At 62.8% G+C, this 17994-nt stretch carries 13 protein-coding genes and 1 pseudogene; 11 read left to right on the top strand and 3 right to left on the bottom strand.

Annotated elements, in window-relative coordinates; translation table 11 throughout:
* The first annotated feature begins 207 nt into the window (after window positions 1-207).
* Window positions 208-1188 carry a pectin esterase gene (locus F8S13_06175; protein ID KAB8144457.1) on the top strand — a complete coding sequence of 327 codons (981 nt, stop codon included), beginning with the start codon at window positions 208-210 and terminating at the stop codon, window positions 1186-1188.
* Window positions 1189-1471: 283 nt separating this feature from the next.
* Complete coding sequence (locus F8S13_06180) at window positions 1472-2749, top strand: hypothetical protein (GenBank protein ID KAB8144458.1); 1278 nt, start codon at window positions 1472-1474, stop codon at window positions 2747-2749.
* 74 nt (window positions 2750-2823) lie between these two features.
* Here the strand turns inward: F8S13_06180 and aspS are convergent, their stop codons facing one another.
* Window positions 2824-4647, bottom strand: a complete 1824-nt coding sequence (aspS, locus tag F8S13_06185) for an aspartate--tRNA ligase (GenBank protein KAB8144459.1) — start codon at window positions 4645-4647, stop codon at window positions 2824-2826.
* Between the two features lie 748 nt (window positions 4648-5395).
* On the opposite strand from aspS, the gene F8S13_06190 reads away from it, so the two are divergent.
* Window positions 5396-5659, top strand: a complete 264-nt coding sequence (locus F8S13_06190; protein ID KAB8144460.1) for a hypothetical protein — start codon at window positions 5396-5398, stop codon at window positions 5657-5659.
* Between the two features lie 81 nt (window positions 5660-5740).
* Here the strand turns inward: F8S13_06190 and F8S13_06195 are convergent, their stop codons facing one another.
* Window positions 5741-6214, bottom strand: coding sequence for a YbhB/YbcL family Raf kinase inhibitor-like protein (locus F8S13_06195; protein ID KAB8144461.1), 474 nt, complete (start codon window positions 6212-6214; stop codon window positions 5741-5743).
* Between the two features lie 90 nt (window positions 6215-6304).
* On the opposite strand from F8S13_06195, the gene F8S13_06200 reads away from it, so the two are divergent.
* Complete coding sequence (locus tag F8S13_06200; GenBank protein ID KAB8144462.1) at window positions 6305-6868, top strand: MgtC/SapB family protein; 564 nt, start codon at window positions 6305-6307, stop codon at window positions 6866-6868.
* Here the strand turns inward: F8S13_06200 and F8S13_06205 are convergent.
* Window positions 6865-7206 carry a hypothetical protein gene (locus tag F8S13_06205; GenBank protein KAB8144463.1) on the bottom strand — a complete coding sequence of 114 codons (342 nt, stop codon included), beginning with the start codon at window positions 7204-7206 and terminating at the stop codon, window positions 6865-6867. The two genes, F8S13_06200 and F8S13_06205, sit on opposite strands and share 4 nt — an antisense overlap.
* A 422-nt stretch (window positions 7207-7628) precedes the next feature.
* Between F8S13_06205 and F8S13_06210 the strand changes: the two genes are divergently transcribed.
* The 7 genes and pseudogenes from F8S13_06210 to F8S13_06240 all read left to right on the top strand — a co-directional run bounded on the left by F8S13_06210 (window position 7629) and on the right by F8S13_06240 (window position 17975).
* Entirely contained in the window at window positions 7629-8687 is a 1059-nt protein-coding gene (locus F8S13_06210; protein ID KAB8144464.1) for an STAS domain-containing protein, read from the top strand.
* A 15-nt stretch (window positions 8688-8702) separates the two neighbouring features.
* Window positions 8703-9755 carry a hypothetical protein gene (locus F8S13_06215; GenBank protein KAB8144465.1) on the top strand — a complete coding sequence of 351 codons (1053 nt, stop codon included), beginning with the start codon at window positions 8703-8705 and terminating at the stop codon, window positions 9753-9755.
* 258 nt (window positions 9756-10013) lie between these two features.
* Window positions 10014-11033 carry an STAS domain-containing protein gene (locus tag F8S13_06220; protein ID KAB8144466.1) on the top strand — a complete coding sequence of 340 codons (1020 nt, stop codon included), beginning with the start codon at window positions 10014-10016 and terminating at the stop codon, window positions 11031-11033.
* Window positions 11034-11142: 109 nt separating this feature from the next.
* Window positions 11143-12162: an STAS domain-containing protein gene (locus F8S13_06225; protein KAB8144467.1), complete on the top strand. Its 1020-nt coding sequence runs from the start codon at window positions 11143-11145 to the stop codon at window positions 12160-12162.
* A 104-nt stretch (window positions 12163-12266) separates the two neighbouring features.
* Window positions 12267-12488, top strand: a pseudogene (locus tag F8S13_06230) (hypothetical protein).
* 315 nt (window positions 12489-12803) lie between these two features.
* Entirely contained in the window at window positions 12804-13175 is a 372-nt protein-coding gene (locus F8S13_06235; protein KAB8144468.1) for a hypothetical protein, read from the top strand.
* A 531-nt stretch (window positions 13176-13706) separates the two neighbouring features.
* Window positions 13707-17975 carry a hypothetical protein gene (locus F8S13_06240; GenBank protein ID KAB8144469.1) on the top strand — a complete coding sequence of 1423 codons (4269 nt, stop codon included), beginning with the start codon at window positions 13707-13709 and terminating at the stop codon, window positions 17973-17975.
* The last annotated feature ends 19 nt before the right edge of the window (window positions 17976-17994 follow it).

The raw sequence follows: 17994 nt of genomic DNA on the forward strand, positions 1-17994 counted from the left end.
CCTCGTGACGTTCTCGTGACGTTTCTTGACTACTATTGCAACATACATAAAATAGAGCATATTTAGTAAACAGATACGCTATATCACCCTATTTAATACTATTCATTCGATACGATCACTAAACTCACCCCTACATCTCACCACTCTGCAGAAGACGTATCAGCGCACCCTGAGCTATCAGCAACAGGAAAAAGAGAGGACAACGCCATGTTCATCACAGCACCATGGGCGGCGCGCCTAGCCACGCTGGCAGCGCTGGCGGCATGCCTAGGGCTAACGCCAGCGCAGGCCCAGGGCCGCGCCGCACCCAGCGCCGCCACCACGCTCACCGTAGCCGCCGACGGCAGCGCCACCTACCGCACCGTGCAGGCCGCCATCAACGCGGTGCCCGCCAACAACAGCTCGGCGGTGGTCATCACGATCAAGGCCGGAACCTACCGCGAGATCGTCACCATCCCCGCCAACAAGCCCTACATCACCCTGAGGGGCCTGGGCAGCTCGGCCAGCCAGACCGTGATCGTCAACAACCACAGCGCGGTCGACTACGGCACCTTCAACAGCGCCACCCTTTTCAGCTACGCGCCCAACACCACCGTCACCAACCTGACGATCTCCAACGACTATGGCGTGGGCAGTCAGGCCGTGGCCGCCCACCTCAAGGCCGATCGCCAGATCTTCAATAACGTGCGCTTCCTGGGCAACCAGGACACCCTGCTGGTGAACGCGGGCACCCGCGCCTATGTGGTGAACTCCTACATCGAGGGCACGGTCGACTTCATCTTCGGCGATGGCACGGCGGTGTTCAGCGGTTGCCAGATCTACCAGAAGCGCAGCACCGGCGGCCCGATCACCGCCGCCAGGACGCCGTCTGGCCAGGCCTACGGCTTCCTGATCTACAAGTCGACCATCACCGGCGCGACCAACAACACCACCCAGCTTGGCCGCCCGTGGGGCCCAACCGCCCAGGTGCTCTTCCGCGAGTCCTCGCTCTCGGCCACCATCGCCACCGCCCAGCCCTGGATCGACATGTCGGGCAACTCGTGGAAGAACGCCCGCTTCTTCGAGTACAAGAACACCGGCGCGGGCGCGACCAAAAATAGCAACCGCCCGCAGATGAGCGACGCGCAGGCCGCCAACTACACCCCGCAGAAGTACCTCTCCGGCTCGGATGGCTGGAACCCGTTCTAGGAGCACAGCGCTATCGGATTGGTGCACGCACGCAGCCGGATGTAGAAAAGCCAAAACGGCCCCGCAGGAGAACACCTGCGGGGCTATTTAGCATCAGCGATACACGATCATCAAATTGTGTTGAAGCATTTGTTTCTAGGATCATACTTTAGTACGTTTTTTGCAGAAAAGAGATCATGATATAACCTCACAGGCGCATGCAAGGCCAAACAACCGACACCATCAAACCCAACTAGTGGCCTTCCCCTATACCGCTCTTAAGCGCATAAGAAAGGAACAGCTGATGCAATTCCGGCTCTGGCTGACATCCCTCATCCTGATCTCGCTTCTGCTGCCCGCCCTGGCGCTGCGCACAGCGCAGGGCCAGGCCAGCGGCCTAGGCGGCTTCCCGAGGGTCGAGGCAACGCCTACGCCATGCGTGGTCACGGTCACACCCACGCTCACCGCCATCCCCACCACCGTACCCACCTTCACCCCGACACTCTCGCCCACACCCGGTACGCCCACGCTCACCAAAACCCCAACCATGACACGGACGCCCACGGCCACGGTCATCCCAACGACGCCGATCTCCATCCCGTGCCCGACACCACCCACGCCCACGGCCACGCCGTGCTGGCCAACAACCACGCCGACAACCACGCCCACGCTCACGGCCACCGCGCCGCCGATCACAAACACGCCCACGTTCACCGCGATGCCGAATACTCCCACGCCCACGTTCACACCCACGCAGATTGTCCGCGCCGCAAACACCCGCGCCGAGCCGTGCCCCTCGCCCACGCCGCAGCTGCCCACGGCCACGCCGTGCTGGCCCACTAGCACGCCGACATCCACGCCCACCAACACCGCCACGAGCATGCCCACCAGCACGCCGACATCCACGCCCACCAACACCGCCACCAGCGCGCCAACATCTACGCCCATGCAGATAGCCGCCCGCGCGGCACATACGAGCGCCGCGCCATGCGCCTCGCCCACGCCGGAGCCGCCCACGGCCACGCCGTGCTGGCCTAGCGCCACGCCGACATCCACGCCCACCAACACCGCCACCAGCACGCCGACATCCACGCCCACAAGCACCACCACCAGCTCGCCTACACCACTCGTCGCCCGCGCTGGGGTGCAGCGCACCGACCCATGCAGCTGGCCCACGCCAGCGCCCACCTCGACGCCCAACCCCAGCGCATCGGGCGTCGAGGCAAACTACAGCACCGGAGCGCCGGGCAGCTACTTCGTGTTCTACCTCACCAGCTTCCCGCCCAACACCAGCGTCCGCATCACGCTGAACGGCGTGCTGCTCGCCACCATTGTCACCAACGCCGAGGGCTACGCCATCGTCGTGCTGGCCACAGACAGCGCCGAGGCCGGCAGCTACACCCTGGTGGCCAGCGTGGCCAGCAGCGGCGCGCAGGCCCGAACCATCACCACGGCCAGCGCGCGCTTCACCATCGCGGCCAGCGCCCCCGTGCGCCCGCTCACCGAGACTGGCATCACGCCGCTTGACGTGCCCGCCGACATCGCGCAGAGCATCGTGCTGCTGCCGCTCATCCAGAACTAGCGCGGCGGCAAAACACAAGGCGGCGGGAGGGGATGTTTCCCCTCCCGCCGCCTCGCGCTTTGGCACGGTGAGCGCTAGGCCTCCTGCGGAGGCTCCAGCGTGCGCATCGGCTCCGGCGCCACCCCGGGGCGCAGCTGGATGTGCAGGTCGCGCAGCTGCCGCTCGTCCACCGGCGAGGGCGCGGCGGTCATCAGGTCGGTGGCCTGCTGCGTTTTGGGGAAGGCGATCACCTCGCGGATGGTCGGCTCGTCGGCCAGCAGCATCACGATGCGGTCGATGCCGGGCGCGATGCCGCCGTGGGGCGGCGCGCCGTACTCGAACGCCTCTAGCATGTGGCCAAACTGCTCGTAGGCCGTCTCGCGGCTGATGCCCAGCAGGTCGAACAGCTTCTGCTGCACGTCGCGGCGGAAGATACGGATGGAGCCGCCGCCCGCCTCGTAGCCGTTCAGGATCATGTCGTAGGCCTTGGCGCGGGCCTTGCCGGGGTCGCTGTCCATCAGCGGCAGATCCTCATCCTTCGGCGCGGTGAACGGGTGGTGCACCGCATCCCAGCGCTGCTCATCTTCGTTCCACTCCACCAGCGGGAAGTCGGTGACCCAGGCCCAGCCCAGCACGTTCTGGTCGGCGAAGCCCAGGCGCGCGGCCATCTCGCGGCGCAGCTTGTCCAGCGACGCGGCCACGGCTTTGGGCGTGTCCACCACGATCAGCAGCAGGTCATCCAGCTTGCCGCCCATGGCTGCGATGATCGCCGCCATCTCCTCCGGCGTCACCTGCTTGCCAAACGACGAGCGCACCTGCTCGGGGGCGGTGCCCTGCTGCAGCGAGGCCCACAGCAGGCCCTTCGCGCCAGCCTGCTTGGCCACCTCCACCACCTCGTCGATCTGCTTGCGCGAGTACCCGCCGATGCCCGGCACGCGGATGCCCTTCACCTGCTGCCCGCCCGCCGCCGCGTCGCGGAACAGCGCAAACTGGCTGCCCGCCACCACATCGGTCAGGTTCACAAACTCCAGGCCGTAGCGGATGTCGGGCTTGTCCGAGCCGTACTTCTCCATGGCCTCGGCGTAGGTCAGGCGCGGCCAGGGCGAGGCCAGCACGCGCTTGTGGGGAACCACCGCCGCGCACAGCTCGGTGAACAGCCGCTCGATCAGCGCCATGATGTCATCCTGCTCGATGAACGACATCTCCATATCCAGCTGCGTGAACTCGGGCTGGCGGTCGGCGCGCAGATCCTCGTCGCGGAAGCAGCGGGCGATCTGAAAGTACTTGTCGTAGCCCGCCACCATCAGCAGCTGCTTGAGCTGCTGGGGCGACTGCGGCAGCGCGTAGAACTCGCCGGGGTGCACGCGGCTGGGCACCAGGTAGTCGCGCGCGCCCTCGGGGGTGGATTTGATCAAGATCGGCGTCTCGATCTCCACGAAGCCCTCGTTGTCGAGGAAGTCGCGCACGAACTTCACCACGCGGTGGCGCAGGATGATGTTGCGCTGCAGCCGCTCGCGCCGCAGGTCGAGGTAGCGGTACTTCAGCCGCAGGGCCTCTTCCTCGCCGCCCTCCTTGGCAATATAGATAGGGGTGGTCTTCGCGGCGTTCAGCACCTGCACGGCGCTGGCCACCACCTCGATCTCGCCGGTGGCGAGGTTGGGGTTGTGGGCCTCCACCGGGCGGTTGCGCACCAGCCCCGTGATCTGCAGCACATACTCCGACCGGGCCTGCGAGGCGATCGCGTGGGCCTCGGGCGCGGTGGTGGAGTCGAAGACGACCTGCGTGAGGCCGTAGCGATCGCGAAGATCGATAAAGATCAGCGGGCCGTGGTCGCGGCGTCGGTGGACCCAGCCCGCCAGCTGTGTCTCCTGCCCGGCGTGCTCTGGTCGAAGCTCGCCGCAGGTGTGCGTGCGGTACATGAAAGCTCCCTAGCTATCGGTAAATCTATCCCTCTGCGCTACATCATACCACACCACCGGCCCGCGCTATCCATCGGCCAGTCTTGCGGCAGCGCCTATGCGTTCTTAATCGGCTGATCATTTTTACCACCAAGACTCAACGGCTCCAAGGGGAATAGAGAAGAGCGATCAAGAATGGAAAGCTCTTCATCCCACCCCGCCCATACGGTGCAAAACCACGTGCCAGACCATACACCACGCATGAGGTCAAGAATCTCATCCACCCGGCCCATGCGGCGAAGGTGCCGCTCGTGCACACTGGCCATATGCACGAACACCAGATGCCTGATTTCGGCATAGGAATGCTACAAATTGGGGGTTTCGAAGGGGGCAACGCCCCCTCGCGGGGTTCCTAGGGGCTGGCCCCTAGGCGCTGCCCGCGCAGGGCATCCACCCACCAAACATCGACCAATGCCATCGCTGAAGGAAAAAATGCCCAGCGCCGACGGGAAAAGTGACACCTGTTGAGGGGTTATGCCCCCTCGCGGGGGTTCCAGAGGCTAGCCCCGACGCGCGGCCCGCACAGGGCATCCACCCATTGAACAGCCCCTACCGCCATCATGCATGAGGGACACGCGATAGACCGCTCATGCGCCCCAACCTCTCTTGCCGAACCCTAGTGGTCATAGCGCACACCCCCCAAGCCATGGCATGCATGTTGCATAGCATATGCGGTAGAGAGCAAGGTATAACACGCAGGAGGAAAGCAATGGCAGTGGTACCCAAGCAGACAAGCGCCCTCTGGGCCTTGGCCGCAGCTGGCGGCCTGTGGGCCTGGCAGAACCGCGATAAGATCAGCGGCTACATCAAGCAGAGCGGCCTGCTCGGCGAGGAGACCTCGCACCGCCGCCCGGCCATCGCCACGCAGGGCGCGACCCCCGAGCCAGCCACCGGCGTCACCAAGCGCATCGGCGGCGACGACGTGCAGAAGGCCATCCACGAGTCGCACACCGGCTATGACGACGCCATCTAGGCCACATAAAAGCGCGGGGCGGGCACTATGCCCGCCCCGCGCTTTTATGTGCTGTGCGCAAGTCGCCGGGGCCACCGCACCCTACGCCTCGGCCTGGCGCTCGTGGCGGGCGTAGCTCCCGCGCAGCTGCGCCCGCCCGATGATGTGCCCATCCATCGCGCCATCCACCTCGCGGCGGGTCGCGCGCTGGCTCAGGGCCAGCAGCGGCACATCCAGCGCGTAGAGCGTGAACTGGTAGACATGCGCGTGGTCGCCATGCGGCGGGCACGGGCCGCGATACCCTGGCTCCTGGTAGCTGTTGATCGCGGCCACGCCCACGGCGGGCTGCGCGCCGTCCAGCGCAGTCGCCGTCGCGGGGATGTCGAACAGCACCCAGTGCGTAAAGCTGCCGCTCGGCGCGTCGGGGTCATCCATGATCAGCACGAAGCTCTGCGTGCCATCCGGCGCTCCTGCCCACGCCAGCGGCGGCGACTGATCCATGCCGTCGCAGGTGTGCTCGCTCGGGATGCTGTCGCCATCCGCAAATGCGGTGCTTGTAAGGGTAAACTGCTCCATGGTGCTTTCTCCTCTCGCTCGATCAGGCCACTGCCACCCTCCTAGCAGGTGGCGTGCCGTAGCTATGGCCGCTGGTACGCGGCTTGCCACATGCAGCGCAGGGCATGCGGGCGCGCACACAGCCGTGCGACACCCGGCACAGGAAGGAGCAGGGACATGGAGCTAGAGCTATGGATCATGGGGCGGCTGCTGTGCGCCGTGGCGCTGGGCGGCGTGATCGGCTTTGAGCGTGAGCAGACCGGCAAGGCCGCCGGGGTGCGTACCCACATGCTGGTGGCGCTGGGCGCGGCGATGTTCGTCTCATTCAACAGCCTGTTCACCCTGGCCTCGCAGCCGCTGGCCCCCGCAGGCGGGCCGGGCAACTTCCGCATCCAGATCGAGCCGCTTGCCACCATCGATGCCGTGGTCACCGGCATCAGCTTCCTCTGCGCCGGGCTGATCTTCGTCTCGCGCGAGAGCGACAAGGTGAAGAACCTGACGACCGCCGCCTCGATCTGGGTCACGGCGGCCATCGGCATCGCCGTGGCGCTCGACCGCTACCTGATCGCGGTGGCGAGCACCGCCATCGTGCTGGTCATCCTCAACGGGCTGGGCGGGCTGCTGCCCGCTGCGCGGCGCGATAGCCCCACCCAGCCCGGGCGCGGGGCCGACTAGCCTGCCCCAGGCGGCTCCGCCAGCCTGATTATCGGCTGATCCAGCGCATCCAGCCAGCTGCGGATCCCATCACGCCCCACCATATACCCATCATCACCCTGCGCCATGCAGTCCAGCCCGGTGAGCAGCAGCCACTCAAGGTAAGCGCGCAGCTCGGCCACGCTGGCAAACTGCGGCGACAGCGGCGCAAGCGCGTGGCCCACCACTGCGCCGCCTGCATCCAGCTCGGCCTCGTGGATGGCATAGCTGGCCTGCGCACTAGCCTCATACCACACCAAGCGCGGGGCATGCGCCACCCCGCATGATGCTGGCGAAAGCCCCCAACAACCATCCTCCATCGCGCCTCCTGCTACATCGTGGTGGTGGGCTACGTCTGGTGGCCCACTGTTCCATCATCCCGACCGGCGTTATGACATGGAATCGTTATTCTATTCACAATTATCTTCAAATTACAGAAGAATCTGCGGATATCAGCCAAGAAGATTATGCTCTATCATCACAATTTCTCATTTTCAGTCTGGGCAGAATATGTTATACTCTCCCTTACCAATTCTATGTGCCACGAACTAATAGACATGCGAAGTAAACCATGGCGGTTTATTCACGTATGCAGATTCACGTGCCCAAATAATTTCATCACCGAAATCGTTATCGCCGTACGTTCAACATCATAGAAATAAAAGGGTAGCAATGAAACCATAACCCAACATCCAAACCACGATAGGTTTCACACACACCATAGCTCATCGTGTCTTTTTTCATGCCCGTTCCCCATGGGCAGCTAGAATATAAGGATGTTGCCGTGTTACGCACACTCTTCGCTATACGCACATCGGACCCCGATCAGTACTTTCGCGGCATGCTACTCAAGGGCATCACGCTGATTCTTGGTCTCGGCTCGCTGCTCGATATGCTCTTGGTTGCCATCCAGAACCCGCAAAGCGCAATCTTTTGGGGCACGCTGGTCGGCTCGATCGCGGCATGTATTGTCTTTGGGCTGGCGCATCTTGGGCGCATCAACGTAGGGGCCATTATCCTCGCTATCACCTTCTTGGCCATCACCTGTATCGTTGTGCCAAATGAGAACCTGATCTATAGCCCGATTATTCTGATCTTCCTCTTTCCCATTCTGATTGTTGGACTGACGATAGATGCTACCGCATCAGCGCTTTTTGGTAGCCTCACGGTCATTGTGCTTGGGATACTTCTGCTCGTGAGCTATATCCCACAAAATTCTTGGAGCTTGCTTGCTATCTTGCTGCTTACTATCACCACAACGTTTTTATGGCTCGTGCTCTTCACCCTTGAGCGGGGCCGAAACCAAGCCCGCAAGCAGGCCCACGATCTTCAAGCAGCGCAGAATGTCATCCTCGCCCGCGAAGACGATCTCCAGGCCACCAACCAGCAGATGCAGAAGAAGAACGCCGACCTTGAGCATGTGCTAGAGCTGGTCAACCAGCTTGAAACGCCGATCATCCCGCTCACCGACGAAAGCCTGATCGTCCCGCTGGTCGGGCATCTCGATACGCGGCGGATCGAACATATACGCGAGATGGTGCTCGCAACCGTCTATCAGAGCCATGCACGCTTCGTGCTGATCGACCTGACCGGCATTGCGATCATTGACACTGGTGTCATCAGCCGTCTCAACCATATCATCAAATGTATCCATCTGCTCGGAACGGAGGTACTTCTGACTGGCATTCGGGCGGATACCGCAATCACTATGACCACACTCGGAATCGACTTCGCTGACGTCTGGACATCAGCCAACCTTTCCGACGGAGTACGCCATGTCCTACGGCAAGTAGCTGTCTAATGGTGGAGGTCTCCAATGACGACGCTTACATTCCCCCAGCAGTTCCAGGGATTCTTTCACAGAACCAAAAGCCAGTATCTACCGCCACTGCTAATGGCACGAGCGACCCTGAATGATATTTCGATCCCCGACACGTTCGAGCCATTCTACGCCTATGCGGTAAAAGAGAATCCCCAGCCCTCATTTATGCTCCTTCCGCTCATGTATCTGGGCATCGCCGATGCCTATACAGGAATAAATGAGCGTCACCACCGCTATCTGCCATATATTATGCTGATGATGGAGCTCTGCGCCATCATGGATGATACCGTGGATCGCACGCCTATGCGATCCAGCAGACCAACCTTTACCCAGCGATTTGGCGAGGAGAGCGCAACTCCCTTCAGCGTCACGTTGCTATCGATAGCAACCCACGAGACATCGCGGCACGAGCCGCAGCTGCTGCCAGCCCTTCATCAGCTCGTAAGCGAGCTAGGATCGCGTGAGCTGTGGGAGATGCACAACCGCTATCCGCATCACACGCTTTTCAACCAGTGGCTCGACAACCGCTATGCCCAGGTCTCGCCTGCGATCGAATATGTCCTCAACGGGGCGCTCAGCATGGCCGATGGCCCCCAGCTTTCGCCCGCCGTCGTAGATGCATTTGCCCGCATCTTCCAAGACGTGGACGATGTGATCAACATCATCGAGGCGCGCGAGAACGAGGGCGAAAACCGCGACCTTGACCTGGGCATTGTCACCTACCCGCTGATCGCCGCGTGCGAGGCGGTGCCAGGGCTGGATCGCGCGATCACACAGTTCTGGCAGCCCTACCACGCTATTGCCAAGCTGCCGCGCGCCCAGTTCCTCGCCGAGCTGCCCGGCGTGATCGCCGCCCAGCAGCAAGCCAGCGACCATATCTACGAGTGCTTCCACGAGTATGGCATCCCGGCCACCATCCGCCACATCGAGGAAGACTGCGCCATCTGCATCGAGAACACGCCCGAGGGGCCGCTGCGCACGATCATCGAGGAGTTCGTGCTCACCTTCGCCGCACGTATCCCGCAGCTGCACGTGCGCACAGTCTAGCGACACAACCGCACTACTGCTGATCGCATACACAACGCCACCGCCCGCGCAAGCTTCTGCGCGGGCGGTGGCGTTGCGCAAGCACAGGCTGGGCAACGGCAGAAACACCGCCCTATCGATGGGATGCGCAATGCAGGCACATCCAGCAGCATGCGCCCACATCCCTATAAATTCACCTCCTTTTGCGCTAAAATGAAGAGAGAATCGCACAGGCGCACCCCACAGTGCCAGCTTTGAAGATAGCAAAGGGAAGGTACCATGCTCAGCACCATCTTCGGCATCCGATCCAGCGATCCCGATCAGCGGTCCCGTGGCCTTCTGCTCAAATGTATCACGATCATCTTTGGGCTAGCCATCCTCAGCTCATTCACGATCACCATCCTCGGCCAGCAGATCGCCCAAAAGATCCTAATCGGCGACATTGCCATGCTGCTGATCTCGGTGGCGGTGTTTGTGCTGGCCCACGTGGGGCGCGTGAGCTTGGGCGCAATGGCGCTCGCCATCCCACTGATGCTCAGCATCTTTATCACCCTGCCGCACAATCAGCTGCTCGAACGCCCCACCATGGTGACGCTGTTCTTCCCCATGATGATCATCGGCCTGACCGTGCACGCCAGAGCCGCCGCGATCTTCTCGGGCATCACGCTGCTGATCACCGCCGCGCTGCTGATCGCCGGTAATATCCCCTTCACCTCGTTCAGCATCATCGCCCTCGTGCTGCTGGTGATGACCATGATCTTCATCTGGCTGATCATCTTCACCATGGAGCGTGGCCGCGACAGCGCGCGCGCCCAGGCCGCCACCATCCAGCAGAGCAAAGATCTGCTGCAGGCCAGCGAGCGCGACCTGCAGGCCACCAACCAGCAGATGCAGCAGAAAAATGATCAGCTCGAACACGCGCTGAACCTCGTGCAGCAGCTAGAGGTGCCGGTCATCCCGCTGATCGCTGGCGCGGTGGTGGTTCCAATTGTCGGCTACCTCGATAATCGACGCCTCGACGCCATCCAGCGCAACGTGCTCTACAGCATCCACACCCACAACGCCCGGTTTGTGCTGATCGACCTCACTGGCCTAGCCCAGTTCGACAGCGAGATCATCCGCCAGTTCCAGCGGCTAGTGCAGGGCATCTCGCTACTGGGAGCCGAGGCGCTGCTCACCGGCATCAGCGCCGAGATCGCTGCCAGCTTGATCGATAACGAGATCAGCTTTGACCATATCTGGACCTCGGGCAACCTCTCCAGTGCAATACGCTATGTGCTGCAAAATGCCACTGTCTAGCTTGCCCAGCGCCCCGCCAGCACCCGATCATTTTGCGCTACAATAAAACGGGGCCTACGCCAATCAGATATATGGTCAATGCGGCTTTCCGCAACACGTCACAAACACTATGCTTGCAGCTATCTTCACTATCCGCACTACCGACGCCGATCGTTTCGTGCGCGGCATCCTGCTCAAGAGCATGGTGCTGATCAGCGCCATCGGCCTGATCACCATTTTCATCATGGTCGACCCAAACTCGCCGATGCGCCAGAGCATAAACGCTGGCATCTTCGCGATGCTGGCTTGCCTGCCCATCGTCTTCGCACTGGCGCACTATGGCAAAATCCACACGGGGTCACTGCTGCTGGCCATCCCGCTGCTGCTGGTGATCTTCTTCGCCGTGCCGCGCACCGAGGTGCTAGAAAAGCCCAGCACGATGCTGCTGCTCATCCCCACGCTCATCGTAGGCATCACCATCCACTCGCGGGCAGCGGCGATCTTTGCCGCCAGCACGGTGGTGCTGGCCGTGGCGCTGATGTCCAGCGGTTATGTCCCATCGGTGCGCGGCACTAATCTGGCGGTGGTCTACCTGGTCGCCACGTTGCTATTTATCTGGCTGCTGATCTACACCCTAGAGCGCGGGCGCGACGAAGCTCGCAAACAGTCGGCGGCAGCGCAGCAGCGCCAGGCACTGCTGGCCGAACGCGAGCAGGAGCTGCAGCATAACAATGATGACATGCAGCTCAAGAATGCCGAGCTAGAGCGCGCACTGGCCCTGGTGCAGCAGCTCGAGATGCCGATCATCCCAATCGGCCACAGCGCGGTGATTGTGCCGCTGGTTGGCCACATCGACATGCCGCGCGCCGAGAAGATCCAGGCCAACATCCTAGGCAGCGTCTATCAGCAGCGCGCAAACCATGTAATCATTGACCTCACTGGCGCAACCGAGATCGCCCCCGAGGTGAGCGATCAGCTGCTGAAGATCATCCACACCATCGCACTACTGGGCGCGCATGTGATGCTCACCGGCATCAGCAGCACCATGGCGATGGCTCTGGTGGAAAAAGACATCCGGCTTGATGGGATCTGGACGTCGGGCAATCTGGCCGATGCTATCCACTATGTCATCGAGCACTCGGCACCCTAGCTGCTCGCCAGATGCTCAGCACATGGATATATGACACCACATTTTTGATCGTGGTCTATATATCCATGTGCTGATTAACAGCAGGATGCACTCCCCCTTGGCGCACCCCTGCAAGAGCCTATGCCGCCCCTGCAAGAGCCTATGCCGCCCCTGCAAGAGCCTGTGCCGCCCCTGCAAGAGCCTGTGCCGCCCCTGCAAGAGCCTATGCCGCCCCTGCAAGAGCCTATGCCGCCCCTGCAAGAGCCTATGCCGCCCCTGCAAGAGCCTATGCCGCCCCTGCAAGAGCCTGTGCCGCCTCTGCAAGAGCCTGTGCCGCCCCTGCAAGAACCTATGCATGTGGCGATTGGTGCCAAATCACCACGCCACCTATGCCGTGCTGGCAGCAGAGCCATTGTCGCCACAGCCCTATTCCACGCACAAAGGAATCACGCTGCATAAACGCCTTTGAGAAAAGATACGCGGCAAACTAGTACTTGCGTCTTATTTTCCAATCCAACCTTTGCGAGCCATTCATTATGACAAATGCCTACTAGACTCCTCTTATAAAACCTTTTATGATGCTCGCAACTGACACCGGCATCGTACCGACACGTGTCTGCGGCACCCCAAAACCATCCACTACCAAAAAGGAGCGTCAACCCATGGCAAAACGACCAACACGCTTTCTGGCAAGCGATGTGCTTGAGGCCGACCTTGCTGCGCTTGTGGCCCTGCGGGCGCTGGACGACTACGCGCCCAACAACCCCAGCATCAGCATCGAGAAGCTGAACCTGCTGTACGCCAAGCTGCGCGAGGCCTCCGATAAGGATGTGCTTGCCGACAATGCCAAGGTCGCCGCCCAGAGCGCCCATATGGATGCCCAGTGGGATCTGCACGAGGCCATGCTCAGCGTAAAAGCCGCTGTCCTGAGCCAGTACGGGCCAGACTCGGACGCCATCCAATCGCTGGGGCTGAAGAAAAAATCGGAATACAAGTCGCGCAGCCGCAAGCCCAAGACCAACAACGCCCCCTAGCGATCTTGCCAAGCGCCCAGCACGCTGCCGAGCCAAAACCAAAACCTGCCAGGCGGCACAATCCCCTAACATCCACAGCAAGGCTGTACACACCCACAGCATAGCAGCGCGCCCAGGTCGTCATCACCTGGGCGCGCTGCTATGCTGCTTCCCCAGCGCCAACTATGTGAGCAGCCGCCCCATACCTTTGCAGCGGTTAGCCTTTCGCAACGAACAGTAACGCTTTTCACCAATAATAGGGGTGAAATTCTGTAGTTCGTGTTGCCTTACACAATGAAATGAACCAGCAGGAACCAATAAGGACCGTGCAGGTAGGTAAATTTTTATCTCTACTAGGTTTTTTAAAGCTATCTTTTAGGCAGGATGGGTGTTTTATACTAGAGCCACAGACGACAAGGCACCTACCCCAACGTGAAGCGACCAGGCAGCCGCACCCCGCAGCCTTCACCGTGGTACCCCTGCTCTGCCTGCACGTGCCTTGACAATTGGTGTGGCAACCAAGCGAAAAGCTCAGAGGTGAGGGTGACATCCATGGCAGAAACACTACGGCTCGGCATCGACATCGGCTCCACCACCGCAAAGATCGTCCTGCTCGACAGCACAGGAACCACCTGCTACTCCGACTACCGCCGCCACAACGCCGCAGCCCAGGCGGCGCTGCGCGATGCGCTAGGCCAGGCCCGCGAGCAGCTGGGCAACCGCCCCATATCGCTGCTCGTCACCGGATCATCGGGCATGGGCATCACCGAGCGCTACGCGCTGCCCTTCATCCAAGAGGTGGTGGCCGCCGCCGAGGTGGTGCGCCAGCGCTACCCTGGCGTGCGCACCCTGGTGGATGTGGGCGGCGAGGACGCCAAGCTCATCCTGTTCCAGGCCAACGGCATGCCCGACATCCGAATGAACGGATCGTGCGCCGGCGGCACCGGCGCGTTTATCGATCAGATGGCGCTACTGCTGAACGTCACCCCCAGCGAGCTGGATGGGCTGGCGGCGCAGCACACCACCATCTACCCGATCGCATCGCGCTGCGGCGTGTTCGCCAAGACCGATGTGCAGAACCTGATCAGCCGCGAGATCGGGCGCGAGAATATCGCCGCCTCGATCTTCCACGCTGTGGCGCTGCAGACCCTGGTCACGCTGGCGCGCGGGGCCAACCCGCAGCCCGCCGTGCTATTCTGTGGCGGGCCGCTCACCTTCCTGCCCGCGCTGCGCGGGGCCTTCGCCAAGGTGCTGGGCATCGGCCCCGCCGACATCAGCCCGGTGGAGCACGCCGAGCTGTTGCCCGCGCTGGGCGCGGCCCTGGCCGATGGCTCGCAGCGGCTAGAGACCACGCTGGATGACCTGATCGCGCTGCTGGGCACCCAGGGCGTGCAGCTGCAGCACGCCAAGCGGCGGCTGGAGCCGCTGTTTATCGACCACCCGGCCTTCCGCAGCTGGGAGCAGCAGCGCGAGAGCCACCGCGTGCCCCGCGCCGACCTAGCCAGCCTGGCCGGACAGCCCTGCTTCATCGGCATCGACTCCGGCTCGACCACCACCAAGCTGGTGCTGACTGACGCCGAGGGCCGCGTGGCCTTCACATCCTACGGCAAGAACAACGGCAATGCGATCGGGGCCGTGCGCGATGCGCTCGGCAAGCTCTACGCCGCCACCCAGGGCATGGAAATGCCGCCGATCGTGGCCCGCAGCGCCGTCACCGGCTACGGCGAGGATCTCATCCGCAGCGCATTCAGCTGCGACGAAGGTCTGGTGGAGACCATCGCCCACGCGCGGGCGGCCAAAGCCTTCGACCCGCAGGTCAGCTTTATCCTCGACATCGGCGGGCAGGACATGAAGGCGATCTTCATCAACAACGGCCAGATCCGCAGCATCGAGATCAACGAGGCCTGCTCATCCGGCTGCGGCTCGTTCGTGGAGACCTTCGCCGGGTCGCTGGGCTACCCGGTGGCCAGCTTCGCGCAGCTGGCCTGCGACTCGCAAGAGCCGTGTGACCTGGGCACGCGCTGCACCGTGTTTATGAACTCGAAGGTGAAGCAGGCCCAGCGCGAGGGCGCAGAGGTGGGCGATATCTCGGCGGGCCTGGCCTACTCGGTGATCAAGAATGCGCTGAACAAAGTGCTGAAGATCACCGACCCGGCGGTGCTGGGCGAGCACATCTTGGTGCAGGGCGGCACCTTCCGCAACCCGGCGGTGCAGCGCGCGCTTGAGCTGCTGATCGAGCGGCCCGTGATCTGCCCCGACATCGCCGAGCTGATGGGCGCATACGGCGCGGCGCTGACCGCCCGCGATGCATGGCAGGAAGACGCGACCGATAGCAGCTTTATCGAGCTGACCGCGCTGGAGAGCACCAGCGACTACAAGACCAAACACATCAACTGCCGAGGCTGCACCAACCGCTGCACCGTGACCAAACTGCAGTTCCCCAATGGCAACACCTTCTTCACCGGCAACCGCTGCGAGCGCATCTACAGCAACAGCGGGGTGAAGCGCGTGAAGGGCGCAAACCTGCTGGAGCAGAAGGCCGACATGCTGTTCAACCGGCCCACGCGGCCCACCACCACCCCGCGCATGACGCTGGGCATCCCGCGCGTGCTGAACATGTACGAAAAGTTTCCGTTCTGGGCCACGCTGCTGGTCGAGTGCGGCTTCGCGGTGCGCCTATCGGACGACTCGTCGACCGCGCTCTACGAGCAGGGCGCTGGCACGGTGGCATCCGAGAACATCTGCTTCCCGGCCAAGCTGGCCCACGGCCACATCCTGAACCTGCTGGACGCCGGAGTGGACTGCATCGTCTACCCCATGGTCACCTACGAGCATGTCGAGTTCCGCGACTCGGATAACAGCTACAACTGCCCGATCGTCACCGGCTACCCCGAGGTGCTGCGCAGCACCATCGACCCCGAGGCGCGGGCCAACATCCCGCTGGATCGCCCGCCAGTCACGTTCAAAACCCCCGAGCTGCTGCGCAAGAGCTGCGCGCGCTACATGGAAACGCTGGGGGTGGATAAGGCCAGCTTCAGCCGCGCCTTCGACCTAGCGCTAGAGGCGCAGGAGCGCTACAAGGCCGATGTGCGCGATGCCGCCGCCCAGATCCTAGAGCAAGCGCGGGCCGAGGGCCGCATGGTGGCCCTGCTGCTATGCCGACCATACCATCTGGATGGCCTGATCAACCACCGCGTGCCCAACATCCTCTCCGACTTCGGCGTCGATGTGATCACCGAGGATGCCGTGCCGATGGAGCAGCAGGCCGCGCTGGGCACACGCCACACCATCACGCAGTGGGAATATACCAACCGCTACATCTACGCCGCGCGCTGGGCCACTCAGCAGCCCGATGTCGAGGTAGTCCAGCTCAACTCCTTCGGCTGCGGCCCCGACGTGCTGGCCATCGACGAGGTGCGCGCCGTGCTGGCCGAGGGCGGCAAGGGCCACACCGTGCTGCGCATCGACGAGATCGAAAGCCTGGGATCGGCGCGGCTGCGGCTGCGATCCATGATCGAATCGGTGCGCGCCCAGCGTGGCGAGCCGCTGCAGCCGGTGGCCCGGCGCACCACCAAGGCGTTCATGAAAGAAGATCGTCGCCGCACCATCCTGGTGCCCGAGTTCTCGCACTTCGCCACCGCGCCGATCGTGCGCCCGCTGCGCGACATGGGCTACAACATCGAGCTGCTGCCCACCGCCGACCGCCGCTCGGTCGACCTGGGGCTGAAATATGTCAACAACGAGATCTGCTACCCTGCGATCATCTTGGTGGGCGACCTGATCAAGGTGCTGAAGTCGGGGCGCTACGCGCTGGACGAGGTGGCGGTGGGCCTGAGCCAGACCGGCGGGCAGTGCCGCGACACCTGCTACCTGACCATGCTCAAGCGGGCGCTGGTGGCCAACGGGCTGGAGCAGGTGCCAGTGATCGCGCTCTCCACCAACTTCACCCCGATCAACGATCAGCCGGGCATGGCGATCAACTACGCCGTCTACGCCCAGAAGCTGATGTACTCGCTCTCGCTCTCGGATGCGATCTCGGCCATGTACCACGCCGTCGCACCGCGCGAGCTGCAGCACGGCGACGCCATGCGCGTGGCCGACCGCCACATGGCCCGGCTGGACAGCGGCGAGCTGCCGCTGCGGCGCGGCGCGGTGCTGCAGGCCATCCGCGACGCGGTGGCCGAGTTCAACGCCGTGCCGGTGCGCGCGGGCGAGCTGCCGCGCGCCGCGATCGTGGGCGAGATCTTCCTCAAGCTCAACAGCTTCGGCAACAACAACATGGTGCAGTGGCTGATCGACCAGGGCATCGAGGTGCAGCTGCCGCCGCTGATGGAGTACTTCACATCCACCTTCGTCAACAGCGACATCGACGTGCAGGCCGGCCTGCAGCGCCGCAGCCTCATGTGGGGCACGATCAAGCTGGCGCGCGGCTACGTGGAGGGCTTCCTGCGCGAGGCCGACGCGGCGATGCGCGGCTTCCGCTTCCACCGCCCCGCGCACGACATCGACCAGATCGCGCAGGCCGCCAGCAAGGTGATCGACCTGACCAACCACTTTGGCGAGGGCTGGCTCATCCCCGGCGAGATCGGCACCTATGTCCAGTCGGGCGTGCCGAACATCGTGTGCATCCAGCCGTTCGGCTGCATCGCCAACCAGGTGGCCGCGCGCGGCCTTGAGAAGAGCCTGAAGCAGCACTACCCCGACTTGAACATCCTGTTCCTCGACACCGACGCGGGCACCAGCGAGGTGAATGTGCAGAACCGCCTGTACTTCTTCGTGAACCACGCCCGCGCCGCCTATGCGGGCGGGCAGGCTGCCTAGCAAGCTCCACACCAGACGC

Source organism: Chloroflexia bacterium SDU3-3, assembly GCA_009268125.1.
Classification (GTDB): Bacteria; Chloroflexota; Chloroflexia; order Chloroflexales; family Roseiflexaceae; genus SDU3-3.